The organism is Streptomyces sp. NPDC040545, from assembly GCF_055595065.1.
In genome coordinates this window covers 43795-58056 of the sequence record NZ_JBVIWA010000030.1, presented here as the reverse complement: position 1 = coordinate 58056, position 14262 = coordinate 43795, and the positions used below count along the sequence as shown (strand labels likewise).

11 protein-coding genes are annotated in these 14262 nt (G+C 70.6%); 1 reads left to right on the top strand and 10 read right to left on the bottom strand.

The window, feature by feature from the left end; all coding sequences use genetic code 11:
* Nucleotides 1-97 precede the first annotated feature (97 nt).
* Nucleotides 98-1690 carry a beta-N-acetylhexosaminidase gene (locus ACZ573_RS35575; protein ID WP_471312555.1) on the top strand — a complete coding sequence of 531 codons (1593 nt, stop codon included), beginning with the start codon at nt 98-100 and terminating at the stop codon, nt 1688-1690.
* A 16-nt stretch (nt 1691-1706) separates the two neighbouring features.
* Here the strand turns inward: ACZ573_RS35575 and ACZ573_RS35570 are convergent, their stop codons facing one another.
* From ACZ573_RS35570 to ACZ573_RS35525, 10 genes are all read right to left on the bottom strand, one after another.
* Complete coding sequence (locus ACZ573_RS35570) at nt 1707-2255, bottom strand: hypothetical protein (RefSeq protein WP_471312553.1); 549 nt, start codon at nt 2253-2255, stop codon at nt 1707-1709.
* 171 nt (nt 2256-2426) lie between these two features.
* Nucleotides 2427-4208 carry an IucA/IucC family protein gene (locus ACZ573_RS35565; RefSeq protein WP_471312550.1) on the bottom strand — a complete coding sequence of 594 codons (1782 nt, stop codon included), beginning with the start codon at nt 4206-4208 and terminating at the stop codon, nt 2427-2429.
* Complete coding sequence (locus ACZ573_RS35560) at nt 4205-4789, bottom strand: GNAT family N-acetyltransferase (RefSeq protein ID WP_471312548.1); 585 nt, start codon at nt 4787-4789, stop codon at nt 4205-4207. Before ACZ573_RS35560 ends, ACZ573_RS35565 begins: the two co-directional genes overlap by 4 nt.
* Complete coding sequence (locus tag ACZ573_RS35555; RefSeq protein ID WP_471312546.1) at nt 4789-6087, bottom strand: lysine N(6)-hydroxylase/L-ornithine N(5)-oxygenase family protein; 1299 nt, start codon at nt 6085-6087, stop codon at nt 4789-4791. The genes ACZ573_RS35560 and ACZ573_RS35555 overlap by 1 nt, the downstream gene beginning before the upstream one ends.
* Nucleotides 6071-7564, bottom strand: coding sequence for a pyridoxal phosphate-dependent decarboxylase family protein (locus ACZ573_RS35550; protein ID WP_471312544.1), 1494 nt, complete (start codon nt 7562-7564; stop codon nt 6071-6073). Before ACZ573_RS35550 ends, ACZ573_RS35555 begins: the two co-directional genes overlap by 17 nt.
* A 149-nt stretch (nt 7565-7713) precedes the next feature.
* Complete coding sequence (locus tag ACZ573_RS35545) at nt 7714-8613, bottom strand: siderophore-interacting protein (RefSeq protein ID WP_471312542.1); 900 nt, start codon at nt 8611-8613, stop codon at nt 7714-7716.
* 66 nt (nt 8614-8679) lie between these two features.
* On the bottom strand, nt 8680-9714 hold the full coding sequence (locus tag ACZ573_RS35540; RefSeq protein ID WP_471312540.1) for an ABC transporter substrate-binding protein: 1035 nt from the start codon (nt 9712-9714) through the stop codon (nt 8680-8682).
* A gap of 374 nt (nt 9715-10088) precedes the next feature.
* Nucleotides 10089-11249 carry an acyl-CoA dehydrogenase family protein gene (locus tag ACZ573_RS35535; RefSeq protein WP_471312538.1) on the bottom strand — a complete coding sequence of 387 codons (1161 nt, stop codon included), beginning with the start codon at nt 11247-11249 and terminating at the stop codon, nt 10089-10091.
* A gap of 7 nt (nt 11250-11256) precedes the next feature.
* Nucleotides 11257-12174, bottom strand: coding sequence for a hydroxymethylglutaryl-CoA lyase (locus ACZ573_RS35530; protein ID WP_471312606.1), 918 nt, complete (start codon nt 12172-12174; stop codon nt 11257-11259).
* A gap of 11 nt (nt 12175-12185) precedes the next feature.
* Entirely contained in the window at nt 12186-14246 is a 2061-nt protein-coding gene (locus ACZ573_RS35525) for an acetyl/propionyl/methylcrotonyl-CoA carboxylase subunit alpha (protein WP_471312535.1), read from the bottom strand.
* Between the last annotated feature and the right edge of the window lie 16 nt (nt 14247-14262).

Below are 14262 nucleotides of genomic sequence, written 5' to 3'. Positions count from 1 at the left end.
CCAGTGGGGCGCTCGGTGTGCCCTCCTTCGGATGATTTCCGCCCGCCCTGGATTCACCCACCTGACGGGACGGCCCGCTTGGCCTATACCTGTGCGCATGAGAGTCCTGCGACGCACGCTCGGCGCCCTCCTCGCCTTCGCCGCGGCCCCGGCCCTGGTGACGGCCTGTACCTCCGCCCACGGTGACGACGCCAGACCCGGGGACGACCCGCCGGTGGCCCTCGCCCCCTTCGAACGGCTGCTGCCCGCGCCCGTCTCCGCGCGCGCCGAAGGCCCCGGGTACACCTTCGGCGCGGGCACGGTCATCCGTACCGGCCGGGGCCCCGACGAGGAGGTCCGCCGGGTGGGCGAGCTCCTCGCCGAGCAGCTGCGCGGCCCGGGAGGGCTGCCGCTGCCGGTGGTCGACGGGGCGCAGGGGGACGGGATCCGGCTCATGATCGACCAGGGCGCGCAGGGGGTGGGCGAAGAGGGGTACCGGCTGGAGTCCGGCCCGACCGGGGTCACCCTCACGGCGCGGACACCGGCCGGCCTCTTCCACGCGGGGCAGACGCTGCGCCAGCTGCTGCCGGCGGCGGGTCCGGGCACGGTGCCGGGCGGGACGGTCACCGACCGGCCGCGTTTCGCGTACCGGGGGGCCATGGTCGACATCGCGCGCCACCACTTCTCGGTGGACCAGGTGAAGAGGTACGTCGACCAGCTCGCCCAGTACAAGGTCAACACCCTGCACCTGCACCTGACCGACGACCAGGGGTGGCGTCTCGCGATCGACTCCTGGCCGCGGCTCGCGGAGTACGGGGGCGGCAGCGAGGTCGGGGGCGGATCCGGCGGCCACTGGACGAAGGACGAGTACCGGGAGCTGGTGGCCTACGCGGGGCAGCGGTACGTGGACGTGGTCCCCGAGATCGACATGCCGGGGCACGTGAACGCGGCGCTCGCCTCCTACGCCGAGCTGAACTGCGACGGGAAGGCCCCGGAGCGGTACACCGGCGTCAAGGTGGGCTTCAGCTCACTGTGCGTGGCCAAGGAGCGGACGTACGAGTTCATCGACGAGGTCCTCGGCGAGCTGGCGGAGCTGACCCCGGGCCGCTACCTGCACATCGGCGGCGACGAGGCGCACGCGACGCCGGCGGCGGACTACGCGGCCTTCATGGACCGGGCGCAGGCGGTGGTGGGGCGGTACGGCAAGACGGTGGTGGCCTGGCACCAGCTGGCGGCGGCCCGCCCGGCCCGGGGCGCGGTGCTCCAGTACTGGGGCCACGACAAGACCGCGGCCGCGGACAAGGCGGCCGTGGCGGCGGCGGCGAAGGCGGGGCACCCGCTGATCCTGTCGCCGGCGGACCGGCTGTACCTGGACATGAAGTACGACCCGGCGACGAAGCCTGGCCTGGCCTGGGCGGGGTACGTCCCGGTGCGGCGCGCCTATTCCTGGGACCCGGGGGCGTACCTGGACGGGGTCCCCGAGTCGGCGGTGCTGGGTGTGGAGGCCCCGCTGTGGACGGAGACCGTCGCGACGCGCGGCGACTGGGAGCTTATGGCCTTCCCGCGGGTGCTGGGCCTGGCAGAGCTCGGCTGGTCGCCGGCGGCCGCGCTCGACTGGACCTCCTACAGCCGCCGCCTGGCCGCGCAGGCACCCCGGCTGGAAGCGCAGGGCATCGGCTTCTTCCGGGCGCCGGACGTCCCCTGGCAGTGACCGGTGGCGGACGCGGTCAGGACCAGCAGGAGGTCGTGGCCCCGTCGGCCTCCGAGCCCACCGTTATCTCGAATCCGGACCCCGTGGCGAACTCCGCGGCTGCCTCGGGACCGTAGAACTCGGTGATGTAGCGGGCGGGCGGGAAGGAGAGGGCGAACACCTTGGCCTGCCCGTCCTCGCCCTTCGTGAAGCACGATCCCCACGTTTCCTGACCGCGCACCGGTTCGGGCTCGAACCGCCAGCCGTCGGCCTCGGCGGCCTTGCGGTAGTGGTCCAGGACCTCCTTACGGGTGCCGGGATACACGTAGATGCGCCCGGCGGACAGCCAGGCGTCGCCGCTGTCGTCCGCGCACTCGGAGGAGACGCCGTCGAAGGCGCGGGGGAGGCTCGCGCCAGGCGGCGGCGAGGCGAGCAGGGGCAGCGACTCCAGCTCCTTCATCCGCGCCCCGGTCCCCTCGCAGGTCTTGAACGGCGTCAGGAAGGAACAGCCGGACAGCCCCCCGGCCATGAGCACGGCCGACAGGAGCAGGGCGGCCGCACGGCCAGGGCGGATCCGGAACGGCATGCGGGCTCCCAGACGGATTCGGGCCGCGTCGCGCTCCGGCCACGGGGGGCGGACACACGAAGGCGTGACCGCGAAGAGGGCCATTGTGCTTCGCGGTCACGCCGTCGGGATCTCGGGGTGGGGCGGGGGAGGCGTCGAGGGACCGTATCGATGCCGCCCCCGCCCCGTGTGTCACCGCCGGGCGAAGGCCGCGACGGGGTTCTTGAGGTTGCCGATCAGCTGGAGGGCCGCCGCCGGGTCGGCGAGGTCGACCATCTGCTTGTTGTTGCGCAGCTGGAGGCGGTTCAGGCAGGACAGCTGGAACTCCTGCGCGAACAGGTCGTACCGCTCGAAGCGCTCCGCGAGCTGCGGCATCGACTCCTGGTACTCGTGGCCGCAGTCCGCGACCGCCCGCCAGAAGGTGTCCTCGTCGCAGATGCCCTCGTCCGCCAGGATCGCGCCGAGGAAGCGGAAGAAGCAGTCGAAGACGTCGGTGAAGATCGACAGGAGCTTCATGTCCTCGGGGATGTCCGCCCGGACCCGCTCGACCGCGGGCGGCAGCACCGCGTCCGCGTCCATGATGACGATCTCCTCGGCGATGTCCTTGAAGATCGCCCGCTTCACCAGGCCGCCCTCGATGACGAGGATGGTGTTCTCGCCGTGCGGCATGTACGCGAGGTCGTACTGGTAGAAGCAGTGCAGCAGCGGCACCAGGTAGGCGCGCAGGTAGTGGCGCAGCCACTCGGCCGGGGTCAGACCCGACTCGGCGATCAGCGCACCGGCGAAGGACCTGCCCTCGGCGTCCACGTGCAGGAGCGAGGCCATCGTGGCGAGGCGCTCGTCGCCCTCGATCCGGTTGACCGGGGACTCGCGCCACAGCGCGGCCAGCATCTTGCGGTACGGGGAGTACCGGTCGGTGGCGCGCTCGTACTGGCGGTGGTGGTAGCCGATCGCCGCGCGCTCGCGGATGATCGAGAAGTTCACGGACTTCAGGACTTCGTCGCCCTCGATCAGCTGGTGCAGCCAGTCGTTGATGGCCGGAGTGGCCTCCATGTACGCGGCCGACAGGCCTCGCATGAAGCCCATGTTCAGGACCGAGATGGCGGTCTTGACGTAGTGCTTGTGCGGCGCGCTCCGGTTGAAGAACGTGCGGATCGACTGCTGCGCGAGGTACGCGTCAGGGCCCTCGCCCAGCAGTACCAGGCGGCGATTGGCGATCTCGGCCGCGAAGGTGACCGTGGTCTTGTTCCACCACTGCCAGGGGTGCACGGGGAAGAGGTGGAAGTCGGCCAGGTCCAGGCCCAGCGCGGTCATCCGTTCGGCGAAGACGCCGATGGTCTCGTCGCCGAGCTCCTCGCGCATGAAGGAGTCGTGGTCCAGGCCGGCGCCCGCCGTGAAGGTGGAGACGTCCTTGCGGGCGGCGACCCATACGAGGTGGACGGGGCTGGCGGTCTCCGGGGCGTACGAGAGGTAGTCGTGGACGCCGAAGCCGAGCCGGCCGTTGTTCGCGACGAAGCAGGGGTGGCCCTCGGTCATGCCCGTCTCGATGTCCTGGAAGGAGGACTTCGCGAGGACGCCGGAGGAGACCCGCGGCTTCGTGTACTTGTAGCCGGTGCCGGCCAGGGTGGAGGAGATCTCCTCCAGGTAGACGGGCAGCACCTCCGGGCTCAGGCCCAGGGACTCGCGCAGTTCGATGTGGAAGTCGAGGGCGTCCAGCTCCAGCTCGGCGCCGTCCCGGTGGCGGGTGATGGAGGCCTCGTCGACCGACCAGTGGTCGAGGGCGTGCAGGACGGCCTTGAAGCGGTACTCGACGGTGGAGTCGTCGCTGCGGACCGAGTACCAGGAGTCCCCGAGGGACTCCGGGGTCAGCAGGCGCTCGTGGGAGAACTCCGCGAGGCCCTTGCGGACCAGGGCGCGGTTGGCGCGGGCCCACAGCTCGGGGGTCAGGTGGGCGACGGCGTCGGCGAGGCTCATATGGAGACCCCCTGGGCGGCCGTGGCGGCCTCGAACCGGTCGCGGGTGCAGAAGCTGAGCAGGGCTTCCTTCTCCGGCTTGGTGACCCGGCGCTCCGGCACGAAGCCGACGGCCTCGTTCAGGGCGTGCACGGCGGTGTTGGCGACGTCCGGCTCGACGACGACGCGCTCGGTGGCCGGGTCGGCGAAGATCGCGGCCATCACCGTGGTGATGACGGCGCGGGTGAAGCCGTGCAGCGGGGTGTCGCTCGGGGCGACGAGGAAGTGCATGCCGACATCGCCGGGCCGGGCGTCGTAGAGGCCGACGAGCTCCAGCTCGGACGGGTCGTAGGTCTCCATGAGGAAGGCGGGACGGCCCTCGTGCAGGCCGATGAAGGCCTGGTGGTGCTCGTGCGCGGCGATCCGCATGTACTCGCGCTCGACGTCCGGCAGCGACGCGTCCTGCATCATCCAGAACGAGGCCTTCGGGTGGGTCACCCAGCCGTGGAGCAGCTCCGCGTCGGCGAAGGGGTCCAGGGGGCGCACGGAGAAGGAGCCGAGTTCCGTGTCGGTGCGGGAGAAGAGGAGTTCGGTGGTGCTCATCAGAGGGTGCCTTCCGGGGCGGCGAACTGCTGGAACGCGATGGACTTCTCGACCTTGTAGTGCTCACGGCCGAGGAGCTCACCGACGATGTACGCGTTCCGGTACGCCGCCATGCCCAGGTCGGGCGAGGTGAGGGAGTGGTTGTGGGTGGTGCCGTTCTGCAGGTAGACCCCGCGGCCCGTGGTGTCGATGCTGTAGTTGCGGGCGGCGTCGAGACGGCCGTGCCCGTCGAAGTTCAGGCGGCCCCGCACCGGGTTCAGGAACTCCGGGAACGTGTACTTGTAGCCGGTGGCCAGCACCAGGCCCTCGGAGGTGAGGGAGAAGTCCCGCTCCTGCTCCTCCTGGCGCAGCCCCAGCGTGTACGTGCCCGTGGTGGTGTCGTACGCGGTGCTGTTCAGGGAGGTGTTGGTCAGCAGGGTGGTCGGGACCTGGCCCGGCATGCTGATCTTCTTCTGGTAGAGCAGGTCGAAGATGGCGTTGATCAGGTCGCCGTCGATGCCCTTGAAGAGGTTCTTCTGCTGGGTCTCCAGCCGGTACCGGGTGTCCTCGGGGAGCGCGTGGAAGTAGTCCACGTACTCGGGGGAGGTCATCTCCAGGGTCAGCTTGGTGTACTCCAGCGGGAAGAACCGGGGCGAGCGGGTGACCCAGTTGAGCTGGTAGCCGTGGACGTCGATCTCGGCGAGGAGGTCGTAGTAGATCTCGGCCGCGCTCTGGCCGGAGCCGATGAGGGTGATCGACTTCTTCTTCTGCAGCTCCGCTTTGTTCTGCACGTAGGCGGAGTTGTGCAGGAAGTCGCCGCCCAGGCCCTCGCAGGACTGCGGGACGTGCGGCGGGGTGCCGGTGCCCAGGACCAGGCGGGGGGCCCGGTGGGTCTCGCCCTTGTCCGTGTGGACCTCGTACAGGCCGGCCTGCTCGTCGTAGGTGACCTCGGTGACCGAGGTGGACCACTGGACGTTGTCGAGGCGGTCGGCGGCCCAGCGGCAGTAGTCGTTGTACTCGGCGCGCAGCGGGTAGAAGTTCTCCCGGATGTAGAAGGAGTACAGCCGCTCCTTGTCCTTCAGGTAGTTCAGGAAGGAGAAGGGCGAGGTCGGGTCGGCGAGCGTGACCAGGTCCGACATGAAGGGCGTCTGCAGGTGGGCGCCGTCCAGGAACATCCCGGCGTGCCACTCGAAGTGCGGCTTCGACTCGATGAAGAGACCGTCGATCTCGTCGAGCGGGGCGGTCAGGCAGGCGAGTCCCAGATTGAACGGACCGACGCCGATGCCGATGAAGTCGTGGGTCTCAGCGGTGGAGGGCAAGGGATTCTCCCAGGAACTGCTCGGCATGTGCGGCGAGAAGGTCGAGGACGGCAGCGATGTCGGCCGTCGTGGTCTGCGGGTTGAGGAGGGTGAACTTCAGGTACTGCTTCCCGTCCACCTTGGTGCCGGCGACGACGGCCTCACCGGAGGCGAACAGGGCTTTGCGGGCGTGCAGGTTGGCCTCGTCGACCAGGTCACCGCGGACGTCCTCGCCCTCGGGGACGTAGCGGAAGACGAGGGTGGAGATCTGCGGCTTGACGACGACCTCGAAGCGCGGGTCGGCGTCGATGATGTCCCAGCCGGCCGCGGCCAGGTCGATGACCTCGTCGAAGAGCGAGCCGACGCCGTCGGCGCCCATGACGCGCAGGGTCACCCAGAGCTTGAGCGCGTCGAACCGGCGCGTGGTCTGGATGGACTTGTCGACCTGGTTGGGGATGCGCTCCTCGGCCATGCGGCGCGGGTTGAGGTAGTCCGCGTGGTACGTGGCGTGCTTGAGGGTGTCGCGGTCGCGCACCAGCATGGCGCTGGAGCTGACCGGCTGGAAGAACGACTTGTGGTAGTCGACCGTGACCGAGTCGGCGTGCTCGATGCCGTCGAGGAGGTGACGGCGGGTCGGGGACGCCAGCAGTCCGCAGCCGTAGGCGGCGTCCACGTGCATCCACGCGGAGTGCTCGTCGGCCAGGCGGGCGATCTCGGGGAGCGGGTCGATGGACCCGAAGTCGGTGGTGCCGGCGGTGGCGACGACGGCCATCGGGAAGAGGCCTTCGGAGGCGCACTCCTCCAGTTCCAGGGCGAGCACCGCGGTGTCCATCCGGCGGTTGCGGTCGACCGGGACGCAGATGACGGCCTCGTAGCCGAGTCCGAGCATGGCGGCGGACTTCTGGACGCTGAAGTGGCTGGCCTCGGAGGTGAAGATGCGCAGCTTCGGGAGGAGTTCGGCCTTGGTGAGCTCGCGTCCCTCGTCGAGGGCCTTCTTCATGACGAGGCGGCAGGCCTCGTCACGGGCCAGGAGCAGCGCGTGGAAGTTGGACTGGCTGCCGCCGGAGGTGAAGATGCCGTCCGCGGCGGGGCCCAGGCCGATGCGCCGGGTGGTCCAGTCGATGAGGCGGCGCTCGATGAGCGTGCCGCCGATGGACTGGTCCCAGGTGTCCAGCGAGGAGTTGACGGCCGAGAGGATCGCCTCGCCGAGCACGGCGGGGATGACGACCGGGCAGTTGAGGTGGCCCAGGTAGCGCGGGTGGTGGAAGTACACCGCGTCGCGCAGGTAGACGTCCTCCAGCTCGTCCAGGACGGCGGCCGCGTCTTCCAGCGGCTTGTCCAGGTCGATCCCGTTGATGACCGGGGCGAGTTCGTCGACGGATATACCGGTGTGGGGCCGCTGCGTGGTCGCGAGTTTGGCGGCGACGCGGTCGACGCCCTCGGTGACGGAGCGCCGGTAGAGGTCCGCGGTCGTCTCGTTCAGCAGATGCGAGCGCATCAACTTTCCTCCGGGCAGGGGGTGGAGAGGGGTGGGGTGTGACGAATGAGAATTAGGTTAGCCTAACCTTAGTAATTCGCCAAACGCAGATGGGCCCTGGCTGGAAAGCCAGGGCCCATCTCAACTGCCGTATCGGGTAAGGGGGCTGACTACAGCTCGGACGCCGGGTCCTCGCTCGGGGCCTTGCCCGCGTACGCCTCGGCGAGGAGCTGCTCCTCGCTCGCGCCGAGCCGCCAGTAGCCGGTGAAACGCACGGCGCGGCGGTCGACGGATCGTTCCTGCACGAAGTGCCTGCGGACCGCGCGGATCGTGCCCGCCTCGCCCGCCAGCCAGGCGTACGGGGTTTCGGCCGCACCCGGTTCGGCCGAGCGCAGCACGCTCAGCACCTGCTCCGTCCGCTCCCGGCCGTCGCTCTCGCGCACGATCCAGGTGATGTCCGCGTCGGCGGGCGCCCGCAGGTCGAGCCGGTCGTCCTCGTGCGGGATCTCGAACCAGGCCCTGACCCGGGTCCCGGCGGGCAGCCGCTCCAGGATCGCGGCCGCGGCCGGCAGGGCGGTCTCGTCCGCGTACATCCAGATCGCGTCGGCGCCGGCCGGCGGCTGGAAGCGTACGGACTTGTTCTCCGCGACGGCCGGTCCGATCGCCAGGATCCGGCGGCCGGCCACGGCCTGCCCCGCCCAGCGCGAGGCCGGGCCCGTGTCCCCGTGGAGGACGAAGTCGATGTCGACCTCGTCCGCCCCCTCGGGCGTACGGCGCTGCTCGCGCACCGTGTAGGAGCGCATCACCGGCCGCTCCTCGTCGGGCATTGCGCGCCAGGCGGTGAACCAGGTGTCCTCGTCCGTGGACGGGAGCACCGTGTGCTCCCGGCCGGACGCGGGCAGGAAGAGCGACAGGCTCTGGTCGAAGCCGCCCGAGCGGAAGCCCGCGAGGGACTCCCCGCCGAACGTGACCCGCAGGAACGAGTGGCCCAGACGGCGCGTGCGGAGCACTTCGAGCGCGAAGAACCGGAAGTGTGCGACGGCCGGGGCGTCGGATGCGGTGGCGGTCATGCGGAGAGGTCCCCCCTCGGAGTCGGTACGGCCTGCCCGGCGCCCGGGGTCACCGGGCGCCGAGGGTCAGCTGACCTTCTTGGCGTTCTGGATGGCCTTCGCGAGGTCTTCCAGGATCTGCGCGCACTTGTCGTACGAGAAGATCGGCTCGGTCACGCGCGGGACGACCTGGCCGGCCTTGACGGCGGGCAGCTCGTTCCAGGTCGGCTTGGCCTTCAGCTGCTCGGGCTGCAGGGTGCCGGTGCGGTTGTCGAGCAGGATGACGTCGGCCTTGTACTTGCCGGCGTTCTCCCAGCTGAGGCTCTCGAAGAAGCCGCCCTCGTCCAGCTTCTCGGGGGTGACGAACTCGACGCCGAGCTGCTTGAAGTACTTCAGGTCGGCCGCGGTGTCCGGGGTGGACGCGTAGAACAGGGCGTCGGCGCCGGAGCCCACGAGCACCTTGACGCCCGGGTTGGCCTTGGTGGCCTCGCGCACCTTCGCGGTGGCGGCCTCGAAGCGGGCCTTGGAGTCCACGGTCTTCTTGGAGTTCAGGTCCGCGCCGAGGGACTTGGCGAGGTCCGCGGTGCGCTCCAGCGCCTTGTCGAGGGTGACGTCGCCGCCCACCTTGACCGCGGCGGCCGGGGCGAGCGCGAGGATCTTGTCCTTGGAGGCCTCGGGCAGGTACCAGTAGGTGCCGTCCCAGCTGTTGGTGACCAGCAGGTCGGGCTGGAGGGAGGCGTACTTCTCGACGTTGAACTCGTCGTAGACGTTGCCGAGGATCTCGACCTTGGAGATGTCCATCGAGCCGGCCTGGACGTCGGCCTTGCCGTCGGCGGTCTTGGTAGGGCCGAACACGCCCTTGACCGGGACGCCGTAGTCGTAGAGCGCGGCGGCGGTGCCGGTGAAGGCGACGATGTTCTTCGGCTTGGCCTTGGTGGTGACGTCCTTGCCGAGGTCGTCCTTGAAGGTCCAGGCGGACGCCGTGGCGCCGTTGTCCTTGCCGCCGTCACCCTTCGCCGAGTCGGTGCCACCGCACGCGGCGAGAACCGCGACGAGGCCGAGGGCGCCGCCGGCCGCGACGAAACCGCGCCGGGTGAAGGAGGAGGTTCGGGACTTGGGCATGTCGATGTCCGCTTTCGTGCGTGCAGGGGCGGCAGCTGAGCCGTTCGGTGAGAAGGTTAGCCTAACCTAAGGGTTTGTCCAGTGGTGGACCAAGATCCGACCGTGAAGTGGATCACCCGCACCGAACTGCGGCCCGACCGGCCGCGATCCCCATCACCCGCCGGTGGAGCGGGCGTTCACCGGATCACATCGGCCGTCCCGTACCGGGTTGCGCCGATCACGGGCGTGAATACTGGGCGCATGAGAAGGCAATGTGCGCCCTGGTGACCCTGGTTCCCACGGTTGCGCTCATGGCCCTCGCGTGACCGAGCCCCCGGACATGCGGACGTCCGGCGCGGGCACGGGGCCCACGCCGGACGTCGTCATCGGGTGCCTCAGCCGGCGAAGCCCAGCTCGCGCGCGATCAGCATGCGCTGCACCTCGCTCGTGCCCTCGCCGATCTCCAGGATCTTGGAGTCCCGCCACATGCGGGCCACCGGGTACTCGTTCATGAAGCCGTAGCCGCCGTGGATCTGGGTCGCCTCGCGCGCGTTGTCGACCGCGACCGTCGAGGAGTACAGCTTCGCGATCGCCGCCTCCTTCTTGAACGGCTCCCCGGCCACCAGCCGCGACGCCGCGTCACGCCAGCCGATGCGGGCCATGTGCGCGCGCATCTCCATGTCGGCCAGCTTGAACTGGATGGCCTGGTTGTCGCCGATCGCCTTGCCGAAGGCGTGCCGCTCCTTGGCGTACTTCACCGACTCGTCCACACAGCCCTGCGCGAGACCGGTCGCGAGCGCGGAGATGGCGATCCGGCCCTCGTCGAGGATCCGCAGGAACTGCGCGTAGCCGCGGCCCTCCGCGCCCACCAGGTTGGCCAGGGGCACCCGTACGTTGTCGAAGGACAGCTCACGGGTGTCCGAGGAGTTCCAGCCCACCTTGGAGTACGGCGCGGCCACCGTGAAGCCCGGGGTGCCGGACGGGACGATGATCGAGGAGATCTCCGGGCGGCCGTCCGCCTTGCGGCCCGTCACGGCGGTGACGGTGACCAGACCGGTGATGTCCGTACCGGAGTTGGTGATGAAGCACTTCGAGCCGTTGATGACCCACTCGTCACCGTCCTTGACGGCGGTGGTGCGGGTCCCGCCCGCGTCGGAGCCGGCACCGGGCTCCGTCAGACCGAACGCGCCGAGGATCTCGCCGGAGCACATCTTCGGCAGCCACTGCCGCTTCTGCTCCTCGGAGCCGAAGAGGTAGATCGGCATGGCGCCGAGGGAGACCCCGGCCTCCAGGGTGATGGCGACCGAGGAGTCGACGCGGGCCAGCTCCTCCAGGGCGATGCCGAGGGCGAGGTAGTCCCCGCCCATGCCGCCGTACTCCTCCGGGAAGGGCAGACCGAACAGGCCCATACGGCCCATCTCGGCGACGATCTCGTACGGGAACTCGTGCCGCTCGTACAGGTCGCCGATCTTCGGGGCGACGACGTCGTGCGCGAACGCCTCGACGGTGCGGCGGAGTTCCTCGTGCTCAGGGGTGAGCCGGTGGTCGAGGGACATGGTGTGACTACTCCTTGTGGGAGAGGGCGCGGACGGTACGGGAGGGGCTGGGGCGTCCCAGCTGTTCGGCCATCCACACGCTCGTGGCGGTGAGGGCGGCCAGATCGACCCCGGTTTCGATGCCGAGGCCGTCGAGCATCCACACCAGGTCCTCGGTCGCGAGGTTGCCGGTGGCGCTCTTCGCGTACGGGCATCCGCCGAGGCCGCCCGCGGAGGCGTCGACGGTGGTCACGCCGTGCTGGAGCGCGGCGAGGGTGTTGGACAGGGCCTGGCCGTAGGTGTCGTGGAAGTGCACGCCGATCCGGTCGGTCGTGACTCCGGCCTCGTTCAGCGCGGCGAGCAGGGCCTGGACATGACCCGGGGTGGCCACGCCGATCGTGTCTCCGAGGCTCAGCTCGTCACAGCCGAGGTCCAGCAGGGCCTTGGCGACGGAGACGACCTGGTGGACCGGGACCGGGCCCTCCCAGGGGTCGCCGAAGCACATCGAGAGATAGCCGCGCACGTGCGCGTCGCCTTCCTTGGCCCGGGCCACGACGGGCTCGAACATGGCGAGGGACTCGGCGACGGTGCGGTTGAGGTTGCGGGACGCGAAGGTCTCGGTGGCCGAGCCGAACACCGCGATACGGGTGGCCCCGAGGGCGAGCGCGCGGTCGAGGCCGCGCTCGTTGGGGACGAGGACGGGCAGATGCGCGCCGATGCCGGCGAGCTGCGGGAACAGCTCCTCCGCGTCGGCCAGCTGGGGCACCCACTTGGGGTGCACGAAGCTGGTGGCCTCGATGGTCGTCAGCCCGGCGGCGGCCAGGCGGTGGATGAACTCCGCCTTGACGGCCGTGGGGACGGCGCCCTTCTCGTTCTGCAGCCCGTCACGCGCGCCGACCTCGTGGATCCGGACCCGGGCCGGGAGGCCGGGGGCCGGGACGGTCATGGGCAGCCTGTTCACGCGGCCCCCTCCTCGTCCTCGTCGGGGGTGACGACGGCCAGGATCTGGTCCATGGCGACCGTGCTGCCGGGGGTCACGTCGAGCTCGGTGACGGTGCCGGCGTGCGGGGCGGAGATGACGTGCTCCATCTTCATGGCCTCGACGACGAGCAGGCTCTGCCCGGCCGCGACCTTGTCACCGACGGCCACCTTGACGACGGTGACGGTGCCGGGCATGGGGGCGGCGAGGGTATCGGCGCCGCCGTGTCCGGCACCACTGAGGTTGGCCACGACGGGGTCGTACGTCTGGACGTGCCAGGAGTCGGCGTCGCGGCCGAGCCAGGTCCCCTCCGGGGAGACGGCGTGGCTGAAGCGGTGGGTGACGCCGTCGAGTTCGACGGTGACGGTGTCGGTGGTGCGGGCCACGATCCGGGCTCGCGCCGGTGCGCCGGGGCTCTGCCCCAGACCCCGCGCCTCGATCGCCGGCGAGGCTGAACTTGCCCCGCTGAGCCGCGTTTCGATGGTTACAGGGTCCTGGCCCGGGAAGCGGAAGTGGTGGACCGTCCAGGCGGGCGTACCGCCCAGGCGCCAGCCGTCACCGGCGTCGAAGGGGTCGACCCACCGATCCAGCCTCGCCGGCGTTTGAGGCGCGGGTCCGGGCAGAGCCCGGGGACCCTGCGCCAGCAGGGCTGCAGTGGCGTACACCTCGTCCGGAACCCCCTCCGGCAGGAGGGACGGCAGGTCGCGCTCGACCAGCCCCGTGTCCAGGTCGCCCGAGACCACATCGGGGTGGGCCAGCAGCCTCCGCAGGAAACCGGCATTGGTCTGGACGCCCAGGATCACGGTGTCGGCCAGCGCCGCCCGCAGCATGCGCAGGGCGGTGGGCCGGTCCGGGCCGTGGACGATGACCTTCGACAGCATCGGGTCGTACGTGGAACCCACCGGCACGCCCGACGTCAGGCCGGAGTCCGTGCGTACCGCACCGCCCGAGGGCTCGGACAGGGCCAGCACCGTGCCGCCCGACGGCAGGAACCCGCGCGCCGGGTCCTCCGCGCAGACGCGGGCCTCGATGGCGTGCCCGGTCAGCGTCACCTCGGACTGCGTGAAGCCGAGGGGCGCGCCCGCGGCGACGCGCAGCTGCTGCTCCACCAGGTCCAGCCCGGTGATCAGCTCCGTCACCGGGTGCTCGACCTGGAGGCGGGTGTTCATCTCCATGAAGTAGTAGGAGGAGGGGTCGCCGCCCGGGACGATGAACTCCACCGTGCCCGCGCCGACGTACCCGCAGGAGCGGGCCGCGTCGACCGCCGCCGCACCCATCGCCGCCCGGGTCTTCTCGTCGAGCAGGACCGAGGGGGCCTCCTCGATCACCTTCTGGTGCCGGCGCTGCAGCGAGCACTCGCGCTCGCCCAGGTGCACCACGTTCCCGTGGGCGTCCGCCAGCACCTGGATCTCGATGTGCCGCGGCCGGTCCACCCACCGCTCGACCAGCAGGGTGTCATCGCCGAAGGAGGACCGCGCCTCGCGGCGGGCCGCCGCGATCTCCTCGGCCAGCACCGCCTCGTCACGCACCAGGCGCATGCCCTTGCCGCCGCCGCCCGCCGAGGGCTTGAGCAGCACGGGCATACCGATCTCCGCCGCGGCGGCGACCAGTTCGGCGTCGGTCAGGCCGCTGCCCGAGGAGCCGGGGACCACGGGCACGCCCGCCGCCTTCACGGTCTCCTTGGCGCGGATCTTGTCGCCCATCAGGTTGATGGCGCTCGCCGGCGGCCCGATGAAGGCGAGGCCGGCGTCGGCGCAGGCCTGCGCGAAGGCCGCGTTCTCGGCGAGGAAGCCGTAGCCGGGGTGGACGGCCTCGGCGCCCGTCCGCTTCGCGGCATCCAGCAGCCGCTCCACCGACAGATAGCTCTCGGCGGCCGCGGCCGGGCCGATCCGGACGGCCGTGTCGGCCTCCCGGACATGGCGGGCGTCCGCGTCGGCGTCGCTGAAGACGGCCACGGAGCGGATGCCGAGCTGCCGCAGGGTGCGGATGACCCGGACCGCGATCTCGCCCCGGTTCGCCACCAGAACAGTGCTGAACATCAGTGAGGTCCTCACG